General features: G+C 60.7%; 23 protein-coding genes. 15 read left to right on the top strand and 8 right to left on the bottom strand.

Annotated features, from left to right (window positions below; all coding sequences use genetic code 11):
• The first annotated feature begins 12 nt into the window (after positions 1-12).
• Both queG and NBG89_RS18485 read left to right on the top strand, forming a co-directional pair.
• Positions 13-1,161 carry a tRNA epoxyqueuosine(34) reductase QueG gene (gene queG, locus NBG89_RS18490; protein ID WP_431321140.1) on the top strand — a complete coding sequence of 383 codons (1,149 nt, stop codon included), beginning with the start codon at positions 13-15 and terminating at the stop codon, positions 1,159-1,161.
• The gene (locus NBG89_RS18485) at positions 1,161-2,033 is read left to right on the top strand and encodes an SDR family oxidoreductase (RefSeq protein ID WP_431321139.1); all 873 of its coding nucleotides are present in this window, start codon (positions 1,161-1,163) and stop codon (positions 2,031-2,033) included. The genes queG and NBG89_RS18485 overlap by 1 nt, the downstream gene beginning before the upstream one ends.
• 7 nt (positions 2,034-2,040) lie before the next feature.
• On the opposite strand, the gene NBG89_RS18480 is transcribed toward NBG89_RS18485, so the two are convergent.
• Positions 2,041-3,255, bottom strand: coding sequence for an MFS transporter (locus NBG89_RS18480; RefSeq protein ID WP_431321138.1), 1,215 nt, complete (start codon positions 3,253-3,255; stop codon positions 2,041-2,043).
• 602 nt (positions 3,256-3,857) lie between these two features.
• Between NBG89_RS18480 and NBG89_RS18475 the strand changes: the two genes are divergently transcribed.
• The 7 genes from NBG89_RS18475 (at position 3,858) to NBG89_RS18445 (ending at position 11,358) form a co-directional block, all read left to right on the top strand.
• Positions 3,858-4,220, top strand: coding sequence for a septal ring lytic transglycosylase RlpA family protein (locus tag NBG89_RS18475; RefSeq protein WP_431321137.1), 363 nt, complete (start codon positions 3,858-3,860; stop codon positions 4,218-4,220).
• A gap of 153 nt (positions 4,221-4,373) precedes the next feature.
• Positions 4,374-5,663, top strand: coding sequence for an RsmB/NOP family class I SAM-dependent RNA methyltransferase (locus NBG89_RS18470; protein WP_431321136.1), 1,290 nt, complete (start codon positions 4,374-4,376; stop codon positions 5,661-5,663).
• A 128-nt stretch (positions 5,664-5,791) separates the two neighbouring features.
• Complete coding sequence (locus tag NBG89_RS18465) at positions 5,792-7,072, top strand: imelysin family protein (protein WP_431321135.1); 1,281 nt, start codon at positions 5,792-5,794, stop codon at positions 7,070-7,072.
• Positions 7,073-7,118: 46 nt separating this feature from the next.
• The gene (locus tag NBG89_RS18460) at positions 7,119-8,657 is read left to right on the top strand and encodes a di-heme oxidoredictase family protein (protein ID WP_431321134.1); all 1,539 of its coding nucleotides are present in this window, start codon (positions 7,119-7,121) and stop codon (positions 8,655-8,657) included.
• The gene (locus tag NBG89_RS18455; RefSeq protein ID WP_431321133.1) at positions 8,657-9,751 is read left to right on the top strand and encodes an imelysin family protein; all 1,095 of its coding nucleotides are present in this window, start codon (positions 8,657-8,659) and stop codon (positions 9,749-9,751) included. Before NBG89_RS18460 ends, NBG89_RS18455 begins: the two co-directional genes overlap by 1 nt.
• Positions 9,752-9,755: 4 nt before the next feature.
• The gene (locus NBG89_RS18450) at positions 9,756-10,844 is read left to right on the top strand and encodes a DUF1513 domain-containing protein (RefSeq protein WP_431321132.1); all 1,089 of its coding nucleotides are present in this window, start codon (positions 9,756-9,758) and stop codon (positions 10,842-10,844) included.
• A gap of 61 nt (positions 10,845-10,905) precedes the next feature.
• Positions 10,906-11,358 carry a TspO/MBR family protein gene (locus NBG89_RS18445; RefSeq protein WP_431321131.1) on the top strand — a complete coding sequence of 151 codons (453 nt, stop codon included), beginning with the start codon at positions 10,906-10,908 and terminating at the stop codon, positions 11,356-11,358.
• Between the two features lie 32 nt (positions 11,359-11,390).
• On the opposite strand, the gene NBG89_RS18440 is transcribed toward NBG89_RS18445, so the two are convergent.
• Positions 11,391-11,966 carry a dienelactone hydrolase family protein gene (locus tag NBG89_RS18440; protein WP_431321130.1) on the bottom strand — a complete coding sequence of 192 codons (576 nt, stop codon included), beginning with the start codon at positions 11,964-11,966 and terminating at the stop codon, positions 11,391-11,393.
• Between the two features lie 44 nt (positions 11,967-12,010).
• Entirely contained in the window at positions 12,011-13,072 is a 1,062-nt protein-coding gene (locus NBG89_RS18435; RefSeq protein WP_431321129.1) for a GH25 family lysozyme, read from the bottom strand.
• Positions 13,073-13,318: 246 nt separating this feature from the next.
• Between NBG89_RS18435 and NBG89_RS18430 the strand changes: the two genes are divergently transcribed.
• From NBG89_RS18430 to guaA, 3 genes are all read left to right on the top strand, one after another.
• The gene (locus tag NBG89_RS18430) at positions 13,319-13,768 is read left to right on the top strand and encodes a PaaI family thioesterase (protein ID WP_088691069.1); all 450 of its coding nucleotides are present in this window, start codon (positions 13,319-13,321) and stop codon (positions 13,766-13,768) included.
• Positions 13,765-14,403, top strand: a complete 639-nt coding sequence (locus NBG89_RS18425; protein WP_431321128.1) for a 5'-methylthioadenosine/S-adenosylhomocysteine nucleosidase — start codon at positions 13,765-13,767, stop codon at positions 14,401-14,403. Before NBG89_RS18430 ends, NBG89_RS18425 begins: the two co-directional genes overlap by 4 nt.
• Before the next feature lie 93 nt (positions 14,404-14,496).
• A complete protein-coding gene (gene guaA / locus NBG89_RS18420) occupies positions 14,497-16,059 on the top strand; it encodes a glutamine-hydrolyzing GMP synthase (protein WP_431321127.1) in 1,563 nt (520 codons plus the stop codon).
• 123 nt (positions 16,060-16,182) lie between these two features.
• Here the strand turns inward: guaA and NBG89_RS18415 are convergent, their stop codons facing one another.
• Positions 16,183-16,272, bottom strand: coding sequence for a hypothetical protein (locus tag NBG89_RS18415; protein WP_431322735.1), 90 nt, complete (start codon positions 16,270-16,272; stop codon positions 16,183-16,185).
• Positions 16,273-16,996: 724 nt separating this feature from the next.
• Here NBG89_RS18415 and NBG89_RS18410 point away from each other — a divergent pair.
• On the top strand, positions 16,997-17,662 hold the full coding sequence (locus NBG89_RS18410) for a glutathione S-transferase family protein (protein WP_431321126.1): 666 nt from the start codon (positions 16,997-16,999) through the stop codon (positions 17,660-17,662).
• A gap of 158 nt (positions 17,663-17,820) precedes the next feature.
• On the opposite strand, the gene NBG89_RS18405 is transcribed toward NBG89_RS18410, so the two are convergent.
• The 3 genes from NBG89_RS18405 to NBG89_RS18395 form a co-directional block, all read right to left on the bottom strand.
• Positions 17,821-18,309, bottom strand: a complete 489-nt coding sequence (locus tag NBG89_RS18405; protein WP_431321125.1) for a hypothetical protein — start codon at positions 18,307-18,309, stop codon at positions 17,821-17,823.
• Between the two features lie 137 nt (positions 18,310-18,446).
• Entirely contained in the window at positions 18,447-19,025 is a 579-nt protein-coding gene (locus NBG89_RS18400) for a TetR/AcrR family transcriptional regulator (RefSeq protein WP_431321124.1), read from the bottom strand.
• 36 nt (positions 19,026-19,061) lie between these two features.
• Positions 19,062-19,610, bottom strand: coding sequence for a hypothetical protein (locus NBG89_RS18395; protein WP_431321123.1), 549 nt, complete (start codon positions 19,608-19,610; stop codon positions 19,062-19,064).
• A 119-nt stretch (positions 19,611-19,729) separates the two neighbouring features.
• Between NBG89_RS18395 and NBG89_RS18390 the strand changes: the two genes are divergently transcribed.
• A complete protein-coding gene (locus NBG89_RS18390) occupies positions 19,730-20,641 on the top strand; it encodes a LysR family transcriptional regulator (protein WP_431321122.1) in 912 nt (303 codons plus the stop codon).
• Between the two features lie 38 nt (positions 20,642-20,679).
• Here the strand turns inward: NBG89_RS18390 and NBG89_RS18385 are convergent, their stop codons facing one another.
• Positions 20,680-21,240, bottom strand: a complete 561-nt coding sequence (locus NBG89_RS18385) for a methylated-DNA--[protein]-cysteine S-methyltransferase (protein WP_431321121.1) — start codon at positions 21,238-21,240, stop codon at positions 20,680-20,682.
• A gap of 199 nt (positions 21,241-21,439) precedes the next feature.
• On the opposite strand from NBG89_RS18385, the gene NBG89_RS18380 reads away from it, so the two are divergent.
• Positions 21,440-22,054, top strand: coding sequence for a 2'-5' RNA ligase family protein (locus NBG89_RS18380; RefSeq protein ID WP_431321120.1), 615 nt, complete (start codon positions 21,440-21,442; stop codon positions 22,052-22,054).
• Positions 22,055-22,096 lie beyond the last annotated feature (42 nt).

The following is a 22,096-nucleotide window of genomic DNA, read 5'->3' as shown; positions in this document are numbered from 1 at the left end:
CGAGGGCCTTCGATGGCCACGGAAAACAAGGAACAGAAACGCCGCGACACTCTCACCGCCTTCGTTCGCTCGGAGGCGAAGGCTCTCGGATTCGACCTCTGTCGCATCACCCGACCCGATGCCATACCGGAGGCCAAAGAGCGGCTTGGCGAATTCATCGCCGCGGGGCGGCATGGCACGATGGAGTGGATGGCGGAAACCCGCGATAGGCGCGGCGATCCGCGCACGCTTTGGAGCGATGTCCGATCGATTGTCGTCTTCGGCCTCAATTACGGGCCTGACGAGGATCCCCGCGAAATTCTGACAAAGCCCGACAAGGCCGCGATCTCCGTCTATGCGCGCAATCGCGACTATCACGACGTCATCAAGGGACGGCTCAAGGAGATTGCGACGCGCTTTGCGGCGCGTGCCGGGGCTGATGTGAAGGTCTTCGTCGATACCGCTCCGGTGATGGAGAAACCGCTGGCAGCAGCCGCCGGCCTCGGCTGGCAGGGCAAACATACCAACCTCGTCAGCCGTGAGCTTGGTTCCTGGCTCTTCCTCGGCTCGATGTTCACGACCGCGGATCTGAACATCGATAGTCCCGAAGTCGACCACTGCGGCTCCTGCCGCGCCTGTCTCGACATCTGCCCGACCAATGCCTTTCCGGCCCCCTACCAGATCGATGCGCGGCGCTGCATCTCTTACCTGACCATCGAGCACAAGGGCCCGATCGATCCAGCTTTGCGTCCCCTGATCGGCAATCGAATCTACGGCTGCGATGACTGCCTCGCCGCCTGCCCGTGGAACAAGTTTGCCCACGAGGCATCCGAAATGAAGTTGCAGGCTCGCGAGGATCTGAAGGCGCCATCGATCGAGTATCTGCTCAGCCTCGATGATCCCATCTTTCGCACGTTCTTCAGCGGCTCACCCGTCAAGCGTATTGGGCGCGATCGGTTCATCCGTAATGTACTCATCGCCGCCGGCAATTCGGGTGAGCGCCGATTTGTCGAGCGATGTCAGGCACTGTCGCAGGACCCCTCGCCCACCGTGCGGGGCATGGCGGTGTGGGCGCTTTCGCGCCTTCTCGAGGCTGGTGAATTTTCTGCCTTTGCGGCACAAAGGCCAGATGAGTCGGACAGCGATGTCCTGAACGAATGGCGGCTAGCAGGAGTGGTGTGATGGATGTGATGATTTTCGGCTGCGGCTATTCGGGCAAGGCAATCGCCAAGGCCTTCATAGCTGATGGAATGCGCGTATCCGGGACCACACGGACGGACGACAAGGCAGCTGCCCTGCGCGCCCAAGGCATTAACGCGTTCCTTTTCGATGGCGAAACCCTGGGGAACGACTTGCGCGCGGCAATGCGCGATACGACGCATCTCGTTCAATCCATTGCCCCGCGGGAAAGCGGCGATCCATTGATCGGGCTGACGCGCGATCGGTTGCGCGAGATGATGCCCAAGCTTCGGTGGATCGGCTACCTTTCGACTGTCGGCGTCTATGGCGATCACAAGGGAAACTGGGTCACCGAGGACACGCCCTGCACGCCGGTTTCCGGCCGGTCGAAGGAGCGGCTGGAAGCGGAAGATGGGTGGATGGTCATCGGCACCGAGGTCGGTATCCCGGTGGCGGTTCTCCGACTCTCCGGTATCTACGGCCCGGGCCGCAATGCCCTTTGCAATCTGGAACGTGGCACCGCGCGACGGCTGATCAAGAAGGATCAGGTTTTCAATCGGATCCGGGTCGAGGATATCGGCGCAGCGACGCAGTTTCTCGCCGCGCACGGGCTCGGCGGCATCTACAACGTGACGGACGACCTGCCCGGCCCACCACAGGACGTCATTGTCGAGGCCGCGCGCCTTCTAGGCGTCGAGCCCCCGCCGGAGCAGCCTTTCGAGACTGCCGAACTTACGCCGATGGCGCGGTCCTTCTACGGCGAGAACAAGCGGGTCTCGAACGCCAAGCTCAAGGCGGCGGGCTTCACATTCGCCTTCCCGAATTATCCCGCCTCCCTCGCACAGCTGATGCAGAGCAACAGCTGGCGAGGATAGCGGCGCCTCAGGCCGAGGCGCTGAGAGCCGGTTCGGTCGTCTTTGCCCGTGAGAGCGGTGGGAACGCCAGCGCGATCGCCGCCGCTCCGAGCCCAACCAGCGCGGATCCGATGAAGAGCCACGAGTAGTTGTGGAACGTGTCGAAGATCCAGCCGCCGATCAGCGGACCGAATGCCATGCCAAGGCTGGAGAGCATGGTCGCAGCGCCGAACACTGTACCGATGATGCGAGGGCCGAAATATTCCCGCGCAAGCACAGCATAGAGCGGCATGACGCCGCCATAGGCGCTCCCGAAGATGATTGCCAGAACATAAAATTCACCGAGCCGGCTGACGAAGAGGTACGTTGCCAGCGCAATCGCCTGGACAAGCAGGCCGGCCACAAGCACGGGCTTCACGCCGATCCTGTCTGCAAGCCCGCCATAGAGTAGCCGTCCGCCCAGCCCCGCGAGCCCCTCGACGCTGTAGATGCTGACGGCAGCCATCGGTGCGATGCCGCAGATAGTGGCATAGCTGACCATGTGAAAGATCGGGCCTGAATGCGCCGCACAACAGGCGGCGAATGTCAGCCCGAGCACAATGAATTGCGGTGAACGGAACACCTGCGAGAGCTTGGGTTGCTCGCCGTTCGATATGAGGGCGGCGGCGGCGCCTGCTTCCGCCGGCGGACGGCGAACGAGCAAGGCTGCCGGTATCAGCAGCACCCAGGCGGTGACGCCAATCAGCAGCATCGCGGTTCGCCAATCATAGGCGGAAATCAGCCAGCGTGCGAAGGGCGAGATCGTCATCGGCGCGACACCCATGCCGGCCGACACCAGCGAGACGGCAAGGCTGCGGTTCTCCTCGAACCAGCCGGTCGTCGTCGCAATCATCGGTGCAAAAAAGGTGCTGGCAGCAAGTCCGACCAGAATGCCGTAAGTCAACTGAAATTGCAGGAGCGACTCCGCCCGGCTTGCCAAGACAAGCGCCAGGCCAAGGCCGCCAGCGCCGATCAAAACGACAATGCGCGGACCGAAGCGATCGCTTGCGGTGCCCCAAAGGAAACCACCAATCCCCATGACAATAAAATTCAGTGTCATCGCACTCGCGATGCCCGCGTGCGACCAACCGGTTTCGATTGCGATGGGCTCCTGGAAAATCGCCAGCGAGAACATCGCGCCAAGCGCAACGCAGGTCATCAATGCGCCGGCGGCAACAATAATCCAACGATAGGGTATGCTCATAACTTCGCAGCCTCCCTGCCAAAATTAAACGAGGCGCATCGCAGCTAGCGCGTTGCGGCCTTGCAAGGTAAAGACGCCTGAGGTCTGTCGTTTTCGACAGGGCCCGCGGATTTTTATCTGATGTAGGGGCGGTCGGCATCACTTTGCGCATCGGAGCGCGGCTTGCCAAGCGGGAGCAGGTTGCAAAATTTGCGTCCTTCGGTTGCTAAATCCCGTCATGGGCAAATCGGTAAAAGGCAGAAAAATTCTACCTCGCTCGCTTGCCGCACAAAATCCAGCACCGGTTTATGGTTAACGGCCCCTGAATTTGCTCAAATGGGGCAGTAATTATGGCAATCACGCAAAATTATTTTCGTTAATTTTGTGATCTTGAGTTGCGTGGATATGGCCTTGCAAAAAACGTTCGAATTTTACTTGATTTCATTATCTTTTTTCCCATTTCCTTGATTTTCAACGGCGCCCTGCCGCGCATCTAGCCATCACAAATGTTACGCTCTGTAATATTCCGTGATAATTGGGGGCACTTTTTCGCCACACTTGGCCGGATTCAACCCTCCCACCGCCCACAAGGCGCGAGTTCAACAGTTGAGGGACAATCCGTTTTGAAGAAAATCTGCCGTTCTATTATCGCCGCAACAACTATTGCAGCCTGTTCTACCATCCTTCCCGTTGAAGGATTTGCTGCAAATGGTTGTGGTGGTGCTTCATGGTACGCACTTCGCTCCAAAACCGCTTCCGGGGAACGCATGAACCCCGCCATCAATACTGCAGCACATCGTTCACTGGCATTTGGCACGAAGCTGAAAGTTACCAACCGCAACAACGGCCGTAGTGTCGTCGTTCGCGTCAACGATCGTGGCCCGTTCATTCGCGGTCGCGTGCTCGATCTCTCCCGCGCTGCCGCCCAGAACATTGGCATGGTCAGCACCGGCACGGCAAAGGTCTGCTACGAAGTCATAGGCTAAGCGTTCTCCCGTACTCGAATGGGTCGCTTGCTCTTGTCGCCAATCGCGTTTACGACGCGGTCTAGACTTGTGTACCATCCGCTGCGTCTGTCGCGCTTCCTGCGGATCGTTCACAAGCCCGGTATTTTGATCCAGGCGATAGGAGCTGTTTGAATGCGGTTGGGCGGACGGCTCGAAGGGGCGATTTCGGTTCTTGCAGATATCGATGCCCGCAGACGGCCTGTCGCCGATGCATTGAAGGACTGGGGCCTCGCCCATCGGTTTGCCGGATCCGGCGACCGCGCCGCGATCGGCAACATCGTCTACGATGCACTTCGCATGCGCCTGTCCCACGCCTGGCTGATGGACGACGACAGTGCCTCCTCCATCGCTTACGCCGTCATGTTCCGGCAGTGGGGCTTCACACCGGAAACGCTTGCGGCGGAGCTTGCGGACGACAAGTTCGCACCTACCTCACTTTCAGAAGCGCAACTCTCCGCTTTCAACAGCCGTCGCTTGACCGACGCTCCAGCTCATATTCAGGGCGATATCCCTGAATGGGTCCAATCCTCCTTCGAAAGTGCCTTCGGCGACAGCTGGCTTGCCGAGGCACAGGCTCTCGCAGGGCGTCCGACGCTCGATCTGCGCGCCAACATCCTCAAGGCCACCCGCGACAAGACGGTCAAGGCGCTTGAAAGAGCCGGCGCACAAGAGGCTGCGATCGCGCGATACGGGATCCGGATTCCCGCCGGCGAAGGAGCCTCGCGGCTCCCAAACGTGACAGCCGAGCTTTCGTTCCAAAAAGGCTGGTTCGAAGTGCAGGACGAGGGATCGCAGATCGTTGCCGATCTCGTGCTGCCTAAAGACGGCGAACAGGTTCTCGACTACTGCGCCGGCGGGGGCGGCAAGACGCTCGCCATGTCCGCGGCCATGCACAACAAAGGCCAGGTCCACGCCTACGACGCGGATCGCAAACGTCTCGCGCCGATCATCGAACGCTTGAAGCGTGCCGGAACCCGCAATGTGCAGGTCCATGACGACGCCAAGGCGTTGAAGGGCCTCAGCGACCGCTGTGACAAGGTGCTCGTCGACGCGCCTTGCACGGGAACCGGAACCTGGCGGCGGCGGCCCGACACCAAATGGCGACTGACCGCAAAGAACCTCGACGAGCGCACCGCCCAGCAGCAGGATGCCCTCAAGCAGGCGAGCGCCTTTGTACGGCCGGGCGGGGAGCTGATCTATGTCACCTGCTCGGTGCTGCCGCAGGAAAACGAGGAGCAGGTCCGGCGCTTCACCACCGAGAACGGCGATTACGAGATCGTCAGCGCCTTGCCTGCCTGGGATGGTCTCTTCGGAAAGGACAGCCCACGCCCGCGTTCCTCCGACGGCAAGACGATCACGCTGACACCCGCCTCCACCGACACGGACGGTTTCTTCTTCTGTCGTATGCAGAGGAAGGGCTGAGTATTCGCACAGGTAACGGCGGCGAGTACTCTTAAAATCATTCCAAACTAGAGCGTTTGACACCAGTTTACTTTTGCGCGAAGAGATTTTCGCCGGACCTCAGACGGAGCTCCGCACAGGAGAGGATCATGAAACTCAACAAGAATGTCTGCGCAGCCGTGGCGCTGGCGGTGGCCCCAACCGCTCTGCTCGCCATTCCCGCCTACGCGGCACCGGACGCTGCTGCAGTCGTCAAGCATTACACCGACGTTGCGCATGCCAAGTACGAAGACTCGCTGACGACGGCCAAGGCTCTCGACGCAGCCATCGACGCCCTGCTCAAGAACCCGACCGATGAAACGCTGAAAGCTGCTCGCGCTGCCTGGATCAAGGCACGCGTGCCTTACCAGCAGACGGAAGTTTACCGCTTCGGCAACCCGATCGTCGACGACTGGGAAGGCAAGGTCAACGCATGGCCGCTCGACGAAGGCCTGATCGATTACGTCGATCCGTCCTACGGCACCGAGAGCGACGAAAACTCGCTCTACGTCGCCAATGTCATCGCCAACAAGACGATCAAGATCGACGGCAAGGATGTTGACGCATCCAAGCTGACGCCCGAATTCCTGTCCGGTACGCTGGCCGAAGCCGGCGGTGTCGAAGCCAACGTCGCGACGGGCTACCATGCCATCGAATTCCTGCTCTGGGGCCAGGATCTGAACGGTACCGGTCCCGGTGCCGGCAACCGTCCCGCCACCGACTACGATCTCAAGAATTGCACGCACGGCAATTGCGATCGCCGTGCGGAGTATCTGAAGTCCGCTTCGACGCTGCTGGTGTCCGACCTTCAGGAAATGACCAACAACTGGGCTCCGGACGGCGAAGCCACCAAGCACGTCCAAGCCGATTCGAAGACCGGTCTCGTTGCCATCCTGACCGGCATGGGCTCGCTCTCTTACGGCGAACTGGCCGGCGAACGCATGAAGCTCGGCCTGCTGCTGCACGATCCGGAAGAAGAGCATGATTGCTTCTCCGACAACACCTACAACTCGCACCTCAACGACGCGATCGGCATCGCTGCCGCTTATACCGGAGACTACACCCGCGTCGACGGCACGAAGATGACGGGTCCGTCGCTGCATGATCTCGTCGCAGCCAAGGACAAGAAGCTCGACAAGGAAATGCAGGCGAAGCTGAAGAAGACGCTCGACGCCATGCAAGTCATGGCGAAGCGCGGTCAGAACGTCGAGAAGTACGACCAGATGATCGGCGAAGGCAACAAGAAGGGCAACGCCGTCGTTCAGGCTGCCATCGATGGCCTCATCGACCAGACCAAGACCGTGCAGCGTGTTATTGCCGCACTCGATCTCGGCACGGTGAAGCTTGAAGGTTCCGACAGCTTGGATAATCCTAGCGCGGTCTTCCAATAAGTGAAAAGGCGGGCCGCTTCGTTCAACGGAGCGGCCCGAATCCAGCATGCCTCCCAGACCGGTTCGTCGTCTTCTCAGTAGCGCAACATTCTGCGCCGCGATTGCCGGATTTTCTGTCGCTCTGGCCTCCGGTTTCGATCTTCCGACACGGCGAACCGACCTTTCCGACGCGGATATGAGACGCGTCGCCGATGTGACGCGACCGACCACCGATTTTTCCAAGGCCGAGCAATACGAAGCGATGCAGGCCGGTGGTGCGACGTCCATCGATCCGGTCACCGAAGACTCCTTTTCGCATATCTCGGCGACGATCCCGTTTGAGGAAGAGCAGCCGTTCCGGCTCGGAAATGCGCTCTTCAAGAAGCTTTGGGTCTCCGCTCCGTCCTCGACACAGGCCTCGGACGGCCTGGGGCCGCTCTTCAATGCCCGCTCCTGCATGAGCTGCCACTTGAACGACGGTCGCGGGAAGCCGCCGGAAGGCGGCGTCAGTGCCACCTCGATGTTCCTGCGCCTCGCGCGCCGGGCGACAACGCCTGACGAGAAGCGTGCGATCGCCAACGCTGAGATCATCAACTTCCCAGACCCGGTCTATGGCCACCAGTTGCAGGATCTTGCGGTTCCGGGCCTTCCCTCCGAAGGCAAGATGGCGATCCGCTACACCGAGGAGCCTGTGACGTTTGGCGACGGCGAGACGGTCTCGCTGCGCCGCCCGACATACGAGGTGACCGACCTCGGCTATGGGCCGCTCGACCCGGCAACAACGATCTCGCCGCGTGTTGCGCCCGCGATGATCGGGCTCGGCCTGATCGAGGCCATTCCCGAGGCGGACATCCTGGCTCACGCCGATCCGGAAGATACGAACGGGGACGGCATCCACGGCAAGGCCGCGATCGTGCGCGACCACCGCACCGGCAAGATTGCGCTCGGTCGCTTCGGCTGGAAGGCGCAGAATGCAAGCGTGCGCGACCAGAGCGCGGATGCCTTCTCCAGCGATATCGCTATTTCGACGCCGGACCGACCCGACCCCTACGGCGATTGCACAAAGGCCGAAGCCAAGTGCCGGGAGATGCCGACGGGTGTGCAGAAACGGCTTGGCAAGGAGGAGGCGCCCGGGCCGATCCTCGACCTCGTTACCTTCTATTCCGCCAACCTCGCCGTCCCTGCCCGGCGAAAGGCAAGTTTCCCGGAGACCCTGCAGGGCAAGAAGATCTTCTATGAAAGCGGCTGCATTTCCTGCCACGTGCCGAAGTTCGTCACGCGCCGCGACAGCGCCGACAAGGCCCAATCCTTCCAGCTGATCTGGCCCTATTCCGACTTCCTGCTGCACGACATGGGCGACGGTCTTGCGGATGGACAACAAGTCGGCAGCGCGAACGGAGGTGAATGGCGCACGCCGCCGCTATGGGGTATAGGTCTGACCCAGACTGTCAGCGGGCACAGCTTTTTCCTCCACGACGGCCGCGCCAGAAATCTCACCGAAGCGATTCTCTGGCATGGCGGCGAGGCCCAAAAGGCGCGTGACGCTTTCGCATCCCTGCCGAAGGATGACCGGCAGGCACTGATTACATTCCTGGAGTCCCTTTGATGCGCCTTTGGCAACCTCTTCTTCTTTCCCTTGCCCTTGCCACCTCCGCTGCCGCACAGACCCCTGCACCGCAAGCCGGCTTGAACGAGGAGGCGGTATCAGCGGTGATGCAGCGGGCAGTCGATGAGGTGATCCGCCCCGGCTATCGCAATGCCCAGCAATCGGCCGCGCGCCTGACGACGGCGATGAAGGACCTCTGCGACGACGCGACCCAGCAGAAGCTCGACAAGGCGAGGTCGGCTTTCGATGACACGGTCCGCTATTGGTCGGTCATCGAAATCGTTCAGACAGGGCCGGTTATCCAGGACAATCTTTTCGAGCACATCCTGTTTTATCCCGATCGCAAGGGTGTCGGTCTGAAGCAGGTTCAGGCCTTGATCGCCAAGGCCGATCCCAAGGACACGACGGTCGACGCGATTGCCGGAAAGAGCGTGGCGCTGCAGGGGCTAACCGCGCTTGAATACGTGCTCTATGGCACCGATGCCGAAGATCTGACCACGCAGAAGAACAGCTTCCGGTGCCTCTATGGCGCGGCGGTCGCGGGCAATATCCAGCGCGAGGCCGGCGAGGTCGTCGCGGCTTGGGAAAAGCCTGACGGCGTGCAGGCAAGCTGGAAACACCCGGGCCCGCAGAGCGCCGACTTTATGGACAACAAGGAGGCGGTGACAGCGCTGCTTGGGATCCTCGTCCACGGCGCCGAGACCGTCCGCGATCAGCGGCTCGAGCAGTTCTACAAGGGCAAGGACACCCCGCCGCGTCCGCACATGGCGATTTACTGGCGCTCGAAGAACACCTGGAAGTCGATGGCGGCGAACCTGGAGGGATTGCGGACACTCTGGCAAAAAGCCGGCATGGCTGAACTCCTGCCTGCCGACAAGAAGCCGGTCGCCGACGCGATCGATGGCAGCTTCAAGTCGCTGCTGGAAACGGTGCCGAAGCTCAACCCGGATATCGACGCCGCGACAAGCGCCGCCGAGAAAGAAAAGCTCGATGCGCTTCTCGTCGGCACGCGCGAACTGATCACGAAGATCAGCGATGACTACGGCTCGGCGATCGGCCTGTCGGCCGGCTTCTCCTTCTCCGACGGCGATTGAAGCCATGTGGAATAGTTCGGCGATCGACCGGCGCAGTTTCGTGAAGGCCGCCGGGCTGACCTTCCTGGCCACGCTTCAGCCGCGAGCGCTTATGGCATTGGAGCGGGCGGATGCTGTCTATGCATCTGGTATGCGAACGGCAAACGGAACCTATGCCATTGCCACAGTCTCGGAGCGCGGCGAAATCATCGACCAAGTCGCGCTTCCGGCACGAGCGCATGGCATGGCCTTCAGTCAAAAGACCGGAAGAACGGTCGCATTTGCTCGTCGCCCCGGCACCTATGCAATGATCTTCGACCCTCGCGGCAAGAGGGAGCCCATCGCCATTGCCGCCACCGAGGGACGCCACTTCTATGGCCATGGCGCCTTTTCGCCGGACGGCCGCCTCCTCTATGCCAGCGAGAACGCCTTCGACGCCAATCGCGGCGTGATCGGCCTTTACGACGCGACGAGCCGCTTTGAGCGGATCGGAGAGTTCGAGACCTACGGTGTGGGTCCGCATGACATGACGGTATCCGACAATGGGCGCATGCTGATCGTTGCCAATGGCGGCATTGAAACACATCCGGATTTCGGCCGCACGAAGCTCAATCTATCCAATATGCAGCCGTCGTTGACGCTGATCGATGCGGCCACGGGAAGTCTGATCGAAAAGCACTCTCTGCCATCGCAGTGGGCGCAGCTCTCCACCCGACACGTCGATGTCGATGCGAGCGGCCGCATCTGGTTTGCCTGCCAATATGAGGGGCACCGCAACGATCTGCCGCCTCTCGTCGGCTCCTTTGCGAAAGGAGAAGACCTGCGCTTCGTCGATCTGCCCGAAGAGACGACGCGTCGGCTTGCCAACTATGTCGGCGCGATCGCGATCAAGCGGGCCGAAGGATTGGTCGGCGTCACCTCGCCCAAGGGCGGAGCCTCCGTGACGATCGACGCGAGGACCGGCCGAGTGCTCCGCGAAGAGATCGTGCCTGACGCTGCGGGGATTGCTGCAGCCAAGTCCGACTTTGCCGTGTCGTCCTATGAAGGCGAGTTTTTGTCGACGCGGAGCGACGTTGCCTGGGACCAGCATATCGTCCGCATTGCGGCCATCTGAATTGTGCGCAAAAGATCGCTAGCGATCTGGTTGGAGGGGGCCGCCGCCCTATCTCCAGCGGATGAGCAAAGCCCTGACCTACGTCGTCTTCATCGCCGTCACGCTGGGCGGGGGGCTCGCCATCGGCGTCAACAATCTACCGACGGAATGGTACCAATCTCTCGCCAAGCCGCCGTTCAATCCGCCTGATTGGATATTCGGACCTGTCTGGCTCGCCCTCTACGTTTTGATTGGTATCGCGGGCGCGCGAACGTGGTTGCGTGGGCACCTCTCGGTCGGCATGCTCATCTGGGCCTGGCAGATGGTGTTCAATTTTTTATGGTCACCGTTCTTCTTCGGCTTGCGGATGTTGTCGGCCTCGCTGGTCGTCATCGTCCTGTTGCTGGCACTGATCCTCGCCTTTGCTGCAAACCGCTGGAATTCGGATCGCACCGCCGCACTGCTTTTCGTACCTTATGCAGGCTGGGTCGGCTTCGCGACCTTGCTCAATGCCTCGATCGTCTATTTGAACTGAGGCGCAGCCTAAACCGCGACAGGGTCGAACCGCTATCTACTGGCGAGAAAGTCGAGCAATCGCCGTTCAAGAACGGCTGCCGCGGCAGGATCAAAAGCCGCGAGCGACCGGTCGGAAAAGAGGTGCGCATCGCCGGGATAGAGGAAAAGCCGGACGTCAGCCGACTCGGCAACCAGCGCCTTCGCCGCCGCGATATCACCGTCTCCAACGAAGAACGGGTCAGCGTCCATTGCATGGATCTGGGCAGGCAGGTCCTTCGGCCAGGCCGAGCCGAACTCCGAACGCGGCAAACAGGCGTGAAGAAAGACCGCGCCCCGCGCGCCGGCGCGTGCCTGAGCCAAATATTGTGCCGGGAGGACTCCCAGCGAAAGACCGACGTAAACGAGCTCACTCGCAAGCCCATCCACGGCGCGGGCTCCGCGTTGGATAATCTCGCCAAACCCAATCTCCTGAGCATGCTGCACGCCCTGGTCCAAAGTGTCGAACACCCGGCCGACAAACAAGTCAGGTGCATGGACGACGTGCCCTGCGGCCCGCAGGTCTTCTGCAAGGGCGATAACGCCTTGCGTCAATCCAAGCGCGTGGTGAAACAGCACAACTTCTGCCATGGCGGACCTCCCGATTGTCTCTCGCGGGCGGGACCGGCAGCGTCTCAGTTTGATCTGGCGACCCAGTCGTGCCAGTCGTCTTCGCTGCCGTGGAAGACATTCAGGTCGATCCGTCCATCGACGCCATGCGAGATGCCGGAGCCCGAATACTGCCAGAATACCCACCGGCGTCCGGGATAAACCTTCGACGGGTGCGCCGCAACCGAACGCAGCCAGAAAGGATAGTTCAGGAAGGCGCCCTTGAGGTTGTCACGGTAGAAGTCAGGCGCCGTGTAAATGATCGGTCGCTGACCATAGTGCTGCTCAAGCTTGTCCATGAAGACCTGCATCTTCTCGCGAACCTTCTCGGGGGAGACTCGCCGCTTGCAGCTGGACTCGCCGTTCCATTCGACGTCGATGACCGGTGGCAAGGCCCCGGCTTCCCGGGGAACGTTGCGGATGAACCAGTCCGCCTGTTCGCCCGCCGTGCGGCACCAATAGAAAAAGTGATAGGCGCCGCGCTTTATCCCGGCCTGCTTGGCGTCCCGCCAGTTCTTCCGGAACATCGGATCGAGGTGATCGCCGCCGTCGGTCGCCTTGATGTAGACGAAGTTCGCGCCCTGCGTTCTCAGCTTCTGCCAGTCGATGTCGCCCTGCCAGCGCGAAACATCGACGCCATGGACGGCGAGCTTTCTGGGCGACGAAGAGCCGAAATTGATCGGTTTGACGTCGCGGAAGCGATGATTGTAGATCCGCGAACGGGTCGGCGGCTCCTCGTCAATTTCAGGTTCTGCTGGCGCCAATACGGCCGGCGTCACTGAAGCAGCCGGCCTTTCCAAAGGCATCGGCGCAGCGGCAACGCCCGCCTGCGGCGTAAAGGCTTGCGGCTGAGGTACCGGGCCGGCCCAGGCCAATTCCGCCTGTCGCGGCGGGGCTGGCGCTGGCGTCTCTGCGACATCAGCCGACGGCACAGCCGTTGCCGGCACGGGCGCGCTTGGGCGCGCTACCGAGCTGGTCGTCTCCCGCGATGGCACTCCTGCAACGAGGCTGTCCGGTCCCAAACTGGACGTGCAGCCCGACAACGCGAGGCAGGCAAGGAAGAAAGCTGGCGTAGCCGATAGACGCATAAGAACCCGCACGCAAAACAACTATCGACGACAGATTCGCTGCCGCCGGGGACCCATCGAAAAGCAATGGCTAACGGAGATTTACCAAAAAAGACTGAATCCAATCTTTACGCCCGGCGCTGGCACGGGCCCGCAAACGACAGCCAGTAGCGACGACGCGAGAGCGCTCTTTCAACTGATTTCCGCGAACCGCTTGTCTGACGCGGCGCACCATGCCACTTTCGCGCTCGCAAGAAAGGCGCGACGATGACTGACAATGACAGCGGCGATTTCCACGAGCGAATCCGCCAGAATTTCGCCCGCCAGGCGGCGCTGCATACCCTGGGGGCCGAATTGACCCGCGTCGAGCGGGCGATGGTCGAGATCGAACTGCCGTTCGACGTCAAGCTCACCCAGCAGCACGGAATTCTGCATGCCGGCGTGATTTCCGCCGCCCTCGATTCTGCCTGCGGTTTTGCCGCCTATAGCGTCATTGACGCCGAGGCATCCATTCTGACGATCGAATTCAAGGTCAATCTGCTGTCGCCGGGCCGTGGCGACCGCTTCCTCTTTCGAGGCGAGATCACCAAGCCGGGATCGAACATCATCGTCGCGGACGGGCGCGGCTATGCGATCGGCGACGGACCGGCGAAACTGATTGCTTCCATGACAAGCACCATGATGATCATCCGTGGCAGAGAGGGCATTTCGGGATGAAGTTTGAGCTGAAGTCGGTCGCCGGCAAGTCCATTCTCTTCGTGATGGCGGCGGAGGCCGAGTATGGCCCGTTCCTGCGCTCTCGCTTCGAGCCGCTGATGACAGGCGTCGGTCCGGTCGAGGCGGCCATCGTTCTCACGCGGGCGCTGGCGCGATTGGAGCAGGCCGGCGAGTTGCCTGATCTCGTCGTGTCGCTCGGCTCGGCCGGCTCGGCAAAGCTCGAACAGACCGAAGTCTATCAGGCCACGTCGGTATCCTATCGCGACATGGATGCATCGCCACTGGGCTTCGAGAAGGGACGCACGCCGTTCCTTGACCTGCCGGCCATCGTCGATCTGCCGCTCAGAATCCCCGGCATTCCGGAGGCGAGCCTGTCCACCGGCGGTAATGTCGTGTCCGGGCAGGCCTATAACGGCATTGCCGCCGACATGGTCGATATGGAGACCTTCGCAATATTGCGCACCTGCCAGGCCTACAAGCTGCCGCTGATCGGCCTACGCGGGATCTCCGACGGCGCGGAGGAACTGCAGCACATTTCCGGTTGGACGGAATACCTGCACGTCATCGACCGCAAGCTGTCTTATGCCGTCGACAGCCTGTTTACGGCGCTGGAGGACGGCGTATTCTGGTTCTAAGCCTTGAGAAACAGGGACAATCAGCACAATAAAATCCTCCAGCCGAGGATTTCGCGCATTGCAAGACCGGGTGCTTTTCATTAAAGGCTCGCCATGACCCAGACAGCACATCCAGACAGCGTCCTCATCGTCGATTTCGGCAGCCAGGTAACCCAGCTGATCGCACGCCGCGTGCGCGAAACGGGTGTCTATTGCGAGATCGTTCCCTTCCAGTCCGCCGAAGACGGCTTCAAGCGCCTGCAACCCAAGGCAGTGATCCTGTCCGGCAGCCCAGCCTCCACGGTCGATGAAGGCTCGCCCCGCGCACCCCAGATCATCTTCGACAGCGGCCTGCCCGTTTTCGGCATCTGCTACGGCCAGCAGACGATGTGCATGCAGCTCGGCGGCAAGGTCGAGAGTGGCCATCACCGCGAATTTGGCCGCGCCTTCCTCGAAGTCGACGAAGACAGCGCGTTGTTCGAAGGCCTGTGGTCGAAGGGCTCGCGCCATCAGGTCTGGATGAGCCACGGCGACCGCGTGACAGCGCTCCCCGAAGGTTTCGAGGTCGTCGCGACCTCGCCGAACGCACCCTATGCCTTCATCGCCGACGAGAAGCGCAAATATTACGGCGTGCAGTTCCACCCGGAAGTCGTTCACACGCCTGACGGTGCCAAGCTGATTGCCAACTTCATTCACAACATCGCCGGCATCAAGGGCGACTGGTCGATGTCGGCTTATCGCCAGAAGGCGGTCGAAGCGATCCGTGAGCAGGTCGGCGACAAGCGCGTGCTCTGCGCCCTTTCGGGTGGCGTCGACAGCTCCGTTGCAGCGCTGCTGATCCACGAAGCCATCGGCGACAGGCTGACCTGCGTGCTTGTCGATCACGGCCTGATGCGCAAGGACGAGGCGGCCAGCGTCGTCGCCATGTTCCGCGAACACTACAATCTGCACCTGATCCACGTCGACGCTTCGGACAAGTTCATCGGCGAGCTCGAAGGTGTTTCCGATCCCGAAACGAAGCGCAAGATCATCGGCCGCCTGTTCATCGAGACCTTTGAGGAAGAAGCCAAGAAGCTTGGCGGCGCCGACTTCCTTGGCCAGGGCACGCTCTATCCCGACGTGATCGAAAGCGTTTCCTTCACGGGCGGCCCGTCGGTGACGATCAAGTCGCACCACAATGTCGGCGGCCTGCCGGAGCGCATGAACATGCAACTCGTCGAGCCGCTGCGCGAGCTCTTCAAGGACGAAGTGCGCGTGCTCGGCAAGGAACTTGGCCTACCCGACAGTTTCATCGGCCGCCACCCCTTCCCCGGCCCGGGTCTCGCGATCCGCTGCCCGGGTGGCATCACCCGCGAAAAGCTGGAGATTCTCCGCGAAGCCGACGCCATCTATCTCGACGAAATACGCAAGGCCGGTCTCTACGACGCGATCTGGCAGGCATTCGCCGTGCTGCTGCCGGTCCAGACCGTCGGTGTCATGGGCGACGGGCGCACCTACGAGTTCGTCTGTGCGCTCCGCGCCGTGACCTCGGTCGACGGCATGACCGCCGATTTCTACCACTACGACATGGAGTTCCTCGGCCGCGCCGCGACCCGCATCATCAACGAGGTGCGCGGCATCAATCGTGTCGTCTACGACGTCACCTCGAAACCGCCCGGCACCATCGAGTGGGAATGAGGGTACAAACAGCGGCAATAGAGCAGTTTCGACGGCTGTTTAACACACTTTGTTCGGCATCCAGGTCCGGATCCTAAAGCATGCGTGATCGCAAAACCGCTGCACACTTTTGTACGACATGCGTTAAATGCTTAGCCTTGGAACTCCCATCTGCCGCCATCGCATCGGTGTTGTACCGGTCCATTCCTTGAAAGCACGATAGAAGGAATTCACATCTCGATATCCCAGGAGCGTGCCAGGCGGCCACTCTATCGTGAAAACAGCGCGGCCGTTCCCCTCGTCGGAGTGCAGTTCATCTGGACTGCAAAGCAGTTTGAACCGCACGAGCCGGGCTCGCGATAGCTCTCCGCATACGAAGCAGCGAGGAATGCGAGCTTGTGGGTTGCAGCGCTGGTCTCTCGAACCATTTTGATGCCAACGCCCGCATCTCCGGACAGCGCTTCGATGGCTCGCCAAATCGCGAAATCTGCGCCGTGGTGATGGTCGCCGCGGAATCGTGATGAAGTGTCACGGGAAGGCGTAATTGCCTCAGCACGGCCGTCGGACGCAGGCCTTGAAGCTCAACGGCGCGCCAGAACGCTTGGGATAGCGTGCAACGATCCGCACGAACAACTTATCATCATTACCCCATTCAACAAGAGCAACCTTCGATTGTCTTCCTCAGGAGCCCAATAGTCAATCCTGCCTCGTATACCGATGAACGAGAGGGACTCGGCCGCTGCCGTGATACGGGACAGACGTGCCGACCAAGGATGTAAGGGAGGGCGTCCGCCGAAGCGACACTCAGGCACTTTGGCACATTTTGCAAGTAATTTGGCACTCCGTGCTGATGCGGTCGCGCGGCCAGATCTTTATTTTCCACTCCATGAGCTTGCGAGCCCGCCGAATACCCAGCCGCGGCAAGCAAGCGGAAAATCCAATTTTCAGGAGATGCACGATGCCACTGACATTTTACACCAATCCCAATTCCCGCGGCCGTATCGTTCAATGGATGCTCGAAGAGGTAGGGTGCGCTTACGACACCGTTCTCCTCGACTACGAGCGCTCCAGCGCGGCGGACCGATGGGGCGGCGCGGCGCTTGCGCGCCCGGACGACGCTTCCAGCCAACGCGGCCGCTTCTTCACCGAAGTGAATCCGATAGGCAAGGTACCCGCGATCGTCCACGGCGGCCGGGTCGTCACCGAGAGCGCCGCTATCGTCGCGTACCTCGCCGAGACCTTCCCGAACGCGGGATTGGCTCCGACCTCGGACGAGCGGGCAGACTATTACCGGTGGATGTTTTTTGCGGCAGGACCGCTGGAACAGGCTGTGACCAATCATCGGGCTGGCTTCGCTCCCGCGCCAGAACAGGAGTTCTTTTTCGGGTACGGCAGCTATGAACGCACCGTCAACGAACTCGAGCGCGCGGTGCGCTCGAAGCCCTTCATCGCCGGAAATCGGTTCACGGCAGCCGACGTCTACATCGGATCGCATATCGGCTGGGGCCTTGGGCTAGAGACACTCCCGAAGCACCACGCGTTCCTGGAATATCTCGGCAGAATCACACAGCGGGACGGCTTCCGAAGGGCTGCCGCAAAGAGCGAAACGGCAGCCGCTGCCTAGGTGTGTCTGCCTCACGCCTCGAAATATCCTGCCGTGACCAAGTGAGCGAAGTTTCTACTCGATACGACAAGGATACGTCACTCACGGTGGTGCGCGTTCGGCTGTTCGCCCGTGGTAACTGCTAGAGAGAGCTGCTGCCGCGGGCGATATGGCTGCGACTAGTTCGCGGCGGTCTTGGGCTGCCTTACCAGGTAGATGATTTGGGCGGTCAAGCCGACTACGAGAACAGCCAACAGGCCTCCCTGAGCGCCGAGAAGCAGCGGCGATTTCAAGTCGGTAACCAAGGGGTGGCCGTCCGGAACACGGCGCAGGGTCTCGCTAACGGTCGGCACGATCAGAAGAAACGCGCTGAGGCTCAGGCAGATGGTTTCGATGTATCTGGCTATGCGCGCCGAACCCAGAATAAGTTCGATCCCGTAGCCTGCAACCAGGAGCAGGATGGTCAGGGTACCGATGCCGTAGCTGACCGGCTGACGTGCCACGAGGAAGACCGTTGCGGCGCCGATAAGCATCGAAACAAAATAGACGGCGCCCACCATGGATCGGGGAACAATTCGACCATGACGGGCAAACATGTAAAAGGCCACAGGAATGGCTGGCAGGCTTCCGAGTGTATGGATCCAGCCAAGCGGAGAAATTCCGAACATAAGAGATTGCCTTTCTCATCCAAGAGGACGGCGTGGGCGGGCAGACTGCCGCCAACAAATGGGAGCGCAGTGTTGTCTATCTACTAGTTGGTAGGCACCTAGGTCATGCGTCTGCCTCCGTGGCGAAGTTCCAATCTTTAGGCCGCGATGCGCTCCAGTAGGGGACGAGTTATTGCGCCAAAAGTCCCGGCATCGCCGTACGTGCGCGCCGAAAGCATCGCGCCATGCACGGTGGCCATGAACATTTCAGCGTTGGCCCTGGCGGTCCCGGTCAGCGCGAGGCGGCCTTGTGCGGCGCCGCGCTCCAAGACGGAGGTGAGCCAGTCCGAGAGCGTCCGAAAATACGCGCGCACTTCAAGAACGACTGCTTCGGGAAGAACAGGGATCTCGCTGGCGAGCAAGGCGCAGACACAGAAGGGGTGAGACGCGTCAGCGATACACCTCTCCCAATAGCCGACGTAGGCGCGAAGTAGTTCAAGCGGATCGGAGACATTTCGTTCCAGTTCGGCGATCCCGGCTTCAGCCTCCTCCCGATACTGTGCAACCAGTTTGCGGACCAGATCTGATTTGCTGGGAAAATGGTGGTGAATGCTCGCATTGCGAATGCCCACCACACTGGAAATATCGGCGTAGCTAAAACTGTTGTAGCCGCCCCTGATAATCAGGGAGCGCGCACAGCGAAGAATGTCATCAGCCTTGGTTTGTGGGTTTCTCATGATTGATTCCTACCAACTAGTAGGAAGGACGTCAACTCAAGGCGATCTTGCCGCTACCGCGGTGCGGTCCGCGCCCTTCCGGGCCTTCTGGCGGGCGGCATCTACCAAGCCGTCCAGCCAATCCTGATGACCATTGATCATCGGATTAGGCCTTGTTTTCGCGAGATCCTCAGCCGGTTTTCCGTTCTGGGTTTCCTGGGTGAGAATGCGTACCCGGCCGCCGGACAGATCCTCGATCAGCCAGGCGTGATGCACGTCAAGGCGCGTATCGCCTTCGCCTGCCCAACCGTGCCAGGCAACTCGCCCCGGACGACCGGCAGCGGGCAGCTCATACTCGACCACCTCCGCTTCCACCGGGAAGCCAAAAGTCTCGAAATAAAAGCGGACACCGTTTACCAACTCAGGGCCGTTGCCACGATGGAAGCGGATGTTAGCTGAGTTGGCATAATAGGTCGGCCATAGAGGAGCGTTGCTCAGGAGCGGCCACACCTCAGCCGCACTCAATCCCGCTACGATAACTTCATTGGACGCGAAATTGCTACTGAAGCCGGGCATGTAACCCTCGGGCCAGATGATCTCATTCATCGTATATCCTTTGCTTATGGTGTGCCGCTGCGGGCGACTTTGCACACATTGGTTCTTGCGTTTAGATCGCCGCTGTGCAGACATAAGGCAAATCGATATTTCTGATCACAGCCATAAGAATGAAAGATATCAGAACGCTAGATCTGAACTTACTAAGGACCCTCGATGCGCTGCTCGACGAGCGCAGCGTGACCAAGGCCGCGCAGCGACTTGGCCTCACGCAGCCGGCCGTGAGCGGCATGCTGACGCGGCTCCGCGAGAGCTTTGAAGACCCCCTGTTCGTGCGTGCGCAGCGTGGCATCGTACCGACTTTGCGGGCAACGCAACTCATGGGACCGCTTAAACAGATTCTCGCCGATGTCGAAAGGCTGTTCCAACCCTCCGTCTTTGAGCCGTCGTTGGCGGATTTTACCGTGGCGGTCGCGGCCAGTGACTACGCGCTCGTCGCTGTCGTGGTCCCATTTCTGGCGCAGTTGCGGCTGAGAGCGCCCGGTATTCGCGTTGCCATACGTTCAGCCGACAACGATCGCATCCAAGCTCAATTCGAAAGCGGGGATGTTGATCTGGCGTTGATTACGCCAGAGGAGGCGCCGCCTGACCTTCACGCCCGGGGTTTATTCGACGAGCGCTACGTTTGCGCGCTGCGGACCGATCATCCCGACGTACGGAGCGCGCCTCTAACACTCGATCGCTTCTGCGAACTCGATCATGCGCTCGTCTCTTACAGTGGTCAGCAATTTCGGGGCGCGACCGACGACGCTCTGACGAAGGTCGGAAGAGCGCGCCGCGTCGTGCTTTCAGTCAACAGTTTCATGGCGCTCGCCGAGGTGCTGCGTAGAACCGATCTGATTGCCGTCGTTCCCCGCCGGCTGGTGTCGGACGGCGACGGCCTCGTTACGTTTGAACCTCCAGTCGATATCCCCGGCTTCACCAAGCTCGCGGTGTGGCACGAGCGCACGCATCGTGATCCGGGCCACCGCTGGGTGCGATCGATCCTCTTTGAGGCCTGCGGCGCTCTGGAGAGAGAATGATGGCCCCGTTCGAGATCAAGACCGTCCGGCAATTTCGATCAGAAATCGAGCGACTGCTGGGTGGGCTTCGGCGGTGCTAGGCTCACCCCTTCGAGTTCAAGCATCCTCTGCTTGGACGATGATCCGCCTGGAGCGGAGAAACCGCCGATCTTGTTTCCGGCGGCCAGAACACGATGGCAGGGGATAATCAGCGCAACGGGATTTTTCGCCATCGCCTGGCCGACGTCGCGGGCGGCCTCGGGACCTGCGCCAAGCTGCTTCGCAAGAGCACCATAGGTGGTCGTTTTACCCCAGCCGATCTGGCGTGCGGCGTCATAGACTTGCTTGAAGAACGCATCCTGACCAGCAAGATCAACCTTCACGGTTGAGAAATCCGTGGGCTCTCCGCTGAAATAGCGCTTCACGGCCGCGACTGCCTCGGCGACGGCAGACGGCGGCGTCGCCGGCTCAGCACCGGGAATGCGGCGCAGGAGCAGCCGTTCGGTTGCCTCTGCACTCGACGTCGGCAGCTGAAACCGCGTGATGCCAACATCATTCCAGGCGATACCGCAGAAGCCGCCAGCCGTTTTGAAAATCAGATAGTGCATGGCCTGTTGCATGGGTCATTGCCTCCCTGCTGGGTCACTCCGAAGATCGTGCCGCGACAGCCTGAATTCAACCCGTTTCTTGCCCAGCCGAGGTTTCAGGCGTCAACCATTTGCATGTATGTTCTCTTTTTGTTCTCATCATTCAAGGTCTAAGTTAGTATCCCTGTCTTCCGTGACGAATGAGGAACGGGCCGTTGCCCAGGAGCCGATCATGCACGAGAGCTTGCAGGCATCTTTGAATTTCGCTTCGCCGAAGACGCGCCAACAGCCATCGCGCTTCGACAGGGAGAGTCTTTTCTTTGCGATATTGCCAGACGCGCAATCGCTCGACGAATGCGTGGCGATCCAGCAGTGGCTGCAGCAGGATTACCTTCCCCTCGCATCGCTACGGCCGCCGGCGGTCGTCCAGGTCTCGCTCTATTGTGTCGGCAAGAGCTCCCGCATTCCCGCGACGATGATTGCGGCGGCACGCCGGACCGGAGCGGCCATCGAAGCCTGTCAATTCGAGTTGGTCTTCGATCATGTCATCACCTTCCTGCTGCCGCAGAACAACGCGATCGTGCTTGCCGGCAATGGCGGGCGGGAACTGCTGCGGCAGCTGCATGTGCAGATCGCGATCGAGATGCACCGATTGGGTGTAGACGCCAATCTGAACCCGAACTTTCAGCCGCACGCCACACTGCTCTATGACAGGGACGTGGTGCCGCGGATCGCCTTGCAGAAGCCAGTCGTGATGGCTGCACGCGAATTCGTTCTGCTCCACAATCGCCGGGGCCAAGCGGGCTACCAAGAACTGGGGCGCTGGCCGCTTCATGCGCGCCGATAGCACCTTGCCTCAGCCTATCGAACTCGCTTAAAGCTCCTGCGA

The sequence above is a fragment of the Rhizobium sp. YTU87027 genome, from assembly GCF_050644135.1.
Taxonomy (GTDB): Bacteria; Pseudomonadota; Alphaproteobacteria; order Rhizobiales; family Rhizobiaceae; genus Rhizobium.
The sequence above is the reverse complement of the archived record's forward strand: the minus strand, read 5'-3'. Positions and strand labels throughout refer to the sequence as shown.

Excerpts from the sequence above, each read along its gene's own strand:
- queG (WP_431321140.1), top strand. The coding sequence starts at position 13 with ATGGCCACGGAAAACAAGGAACAGAAACGCCGCGACACTCTCACCGCC.
- NBG89_RS18485 (WP_431321139.1), top strand. The coding sequence starts at position 1,161 with ATGGATGTGATGATTTTCGGCTGCGGCTATTCGGGCAAGGCAATCGCC.
- NBG89_RS18480 (WP_431321138.1), bottom strand. The coding sequence starts at position 3,255 with ATGAGCATACCCTATCGTTGGATTATTGTTGCCGCCGGCGCATTGATG.
- NBG89_RS18470 (WP_431321136.1), top strand. The coding sequence starts at position 4,374 with ATGCGGTTGGGCGGACGGCTCGAAGGGGCGATTTCGGTTCTTGCAGAT.
- NBG89_RS18465 (WP_431321135.1), top strand. The coding sequence starts at position 5,792 with ATGAAACTCAACAAGAATGTCTGCGCAGCCGTGGCGCTGGCGGTGGCC.
- NBG89_RS18460 (WP_431321134.1), top strand. The coding sequence starts at position 7,119 with ATGCCTCCCAGACCGGTTCGTCGTCTTCTCAGTAGCGCAACATTCTGC.
- NBG89_RS18455 (WP_431321133.1), top strand. The coding sequence starts at position 8,657 with ATGCGCCTTTGGCAACCTCTTCTTCTTTCCCTTGCCCTTGCCACCTCC.
- NBG89_RS18450 (WP_431321132.1), top strand. The coding sequence starts at position 9,756 with ATGTGGAATAGTTCGGCGATCGACCGGCGCAGTTTCGTGAAGGCCGCC.
- NBG89_RS18445 (WP_431321131.1), top strand. The coding sequence starts at position 10,906 with ATGAGCAAAGCCCTGACCTACGTCGTCTTCATCGCCGTCACGCTGGGC.
- NBG89_RS18440 (WP_431321130.1), bottom strand. The coding sequence starts at position 11,966 with ATGGCAGAAGTTGTGCTGTTTCACCACGCGCTTGGATTGACGCAAGGC.
- NBG89_RS18435 (WP_431321129.1), bottom strand. The coding sequence starts at position 13,072 with ATGCGTCTATCGGCTACGCCAGCTTTCTTCCTTGCCTGCCTCGCGTTG.
- NBG89_RS18430 (WP_088691069.1), top strand. The coding sequence starts at position 13,319 with ATGACTGACAATGACAGCGGCGATTTCCACGAGCGAATCCGCCAGAAT.
- NBG89_RS18425 (WP_431321128.1), top strand. The coding sequence starts at position 13,765 with ATGAAGTTTGAGCTGAAGTCGGTCGCCGGCAAGTCCATTCTCTTCGTG.
- guaA (WP_431321127.1), top strand. The coding sequence starts at position 14,497 with ATGACCCAGACAGCACATCCAGACAGCGTCCTCATCGTCGATTTCGGC.
- NBG89_RS18410 (WP_431321126.1), top strand. The coding sequence starts at position 16,997 with ATGCCACTGACATTTTACACCAATCCCAATTCCCGCGGCCGTATCGTT.
- NBG89_RS18405 (WP_431321125.1), bottom strand. The coding sequence starts at position 18,309 with ATGTTCGGAATTTCTCCGCTTGGCTGGATCCATACACTCGGAAGCCTG.
- NBG89_RS18400 (WP_431321124.1), bottom strand. The coding sequence starts at position 19,025 with ATGAGAAACCCACAAACCAAGGCTGATGACATTCTTCGCTGTGCGCGC.
- NBG89_RS18395 (WP_431321123.1), bottom strand. The coding sequence starts at position 19,610 with ATGAATGAGATCATCTGGCCCGAGGGTTACATGCCCGGCTTCAGTAGC.
- NBG89_RS18390 (WP_431321122.1), top strand. The coding sequence starts at position 19,730 with ATGAAAGATATCAGAACGCTAGATCTGAACTTACTAAGGACCCTCGAT.
- NBG89_RS18385 (WP_431321121.1), bottom strand. The coding sequence starts at position 21,240 with ATGCAACAGGCCATGCACTATCTGATTTTCAAAACGGCTGGCGGCTTC.
- NBG89_RS18380 (WP_431321120.1), top strand. The coding sequence starts at position 21,440 with ATGCACGAGAGCTTGCAGGCATCTTTGAATTTCGCTTCGCCGAAGACG.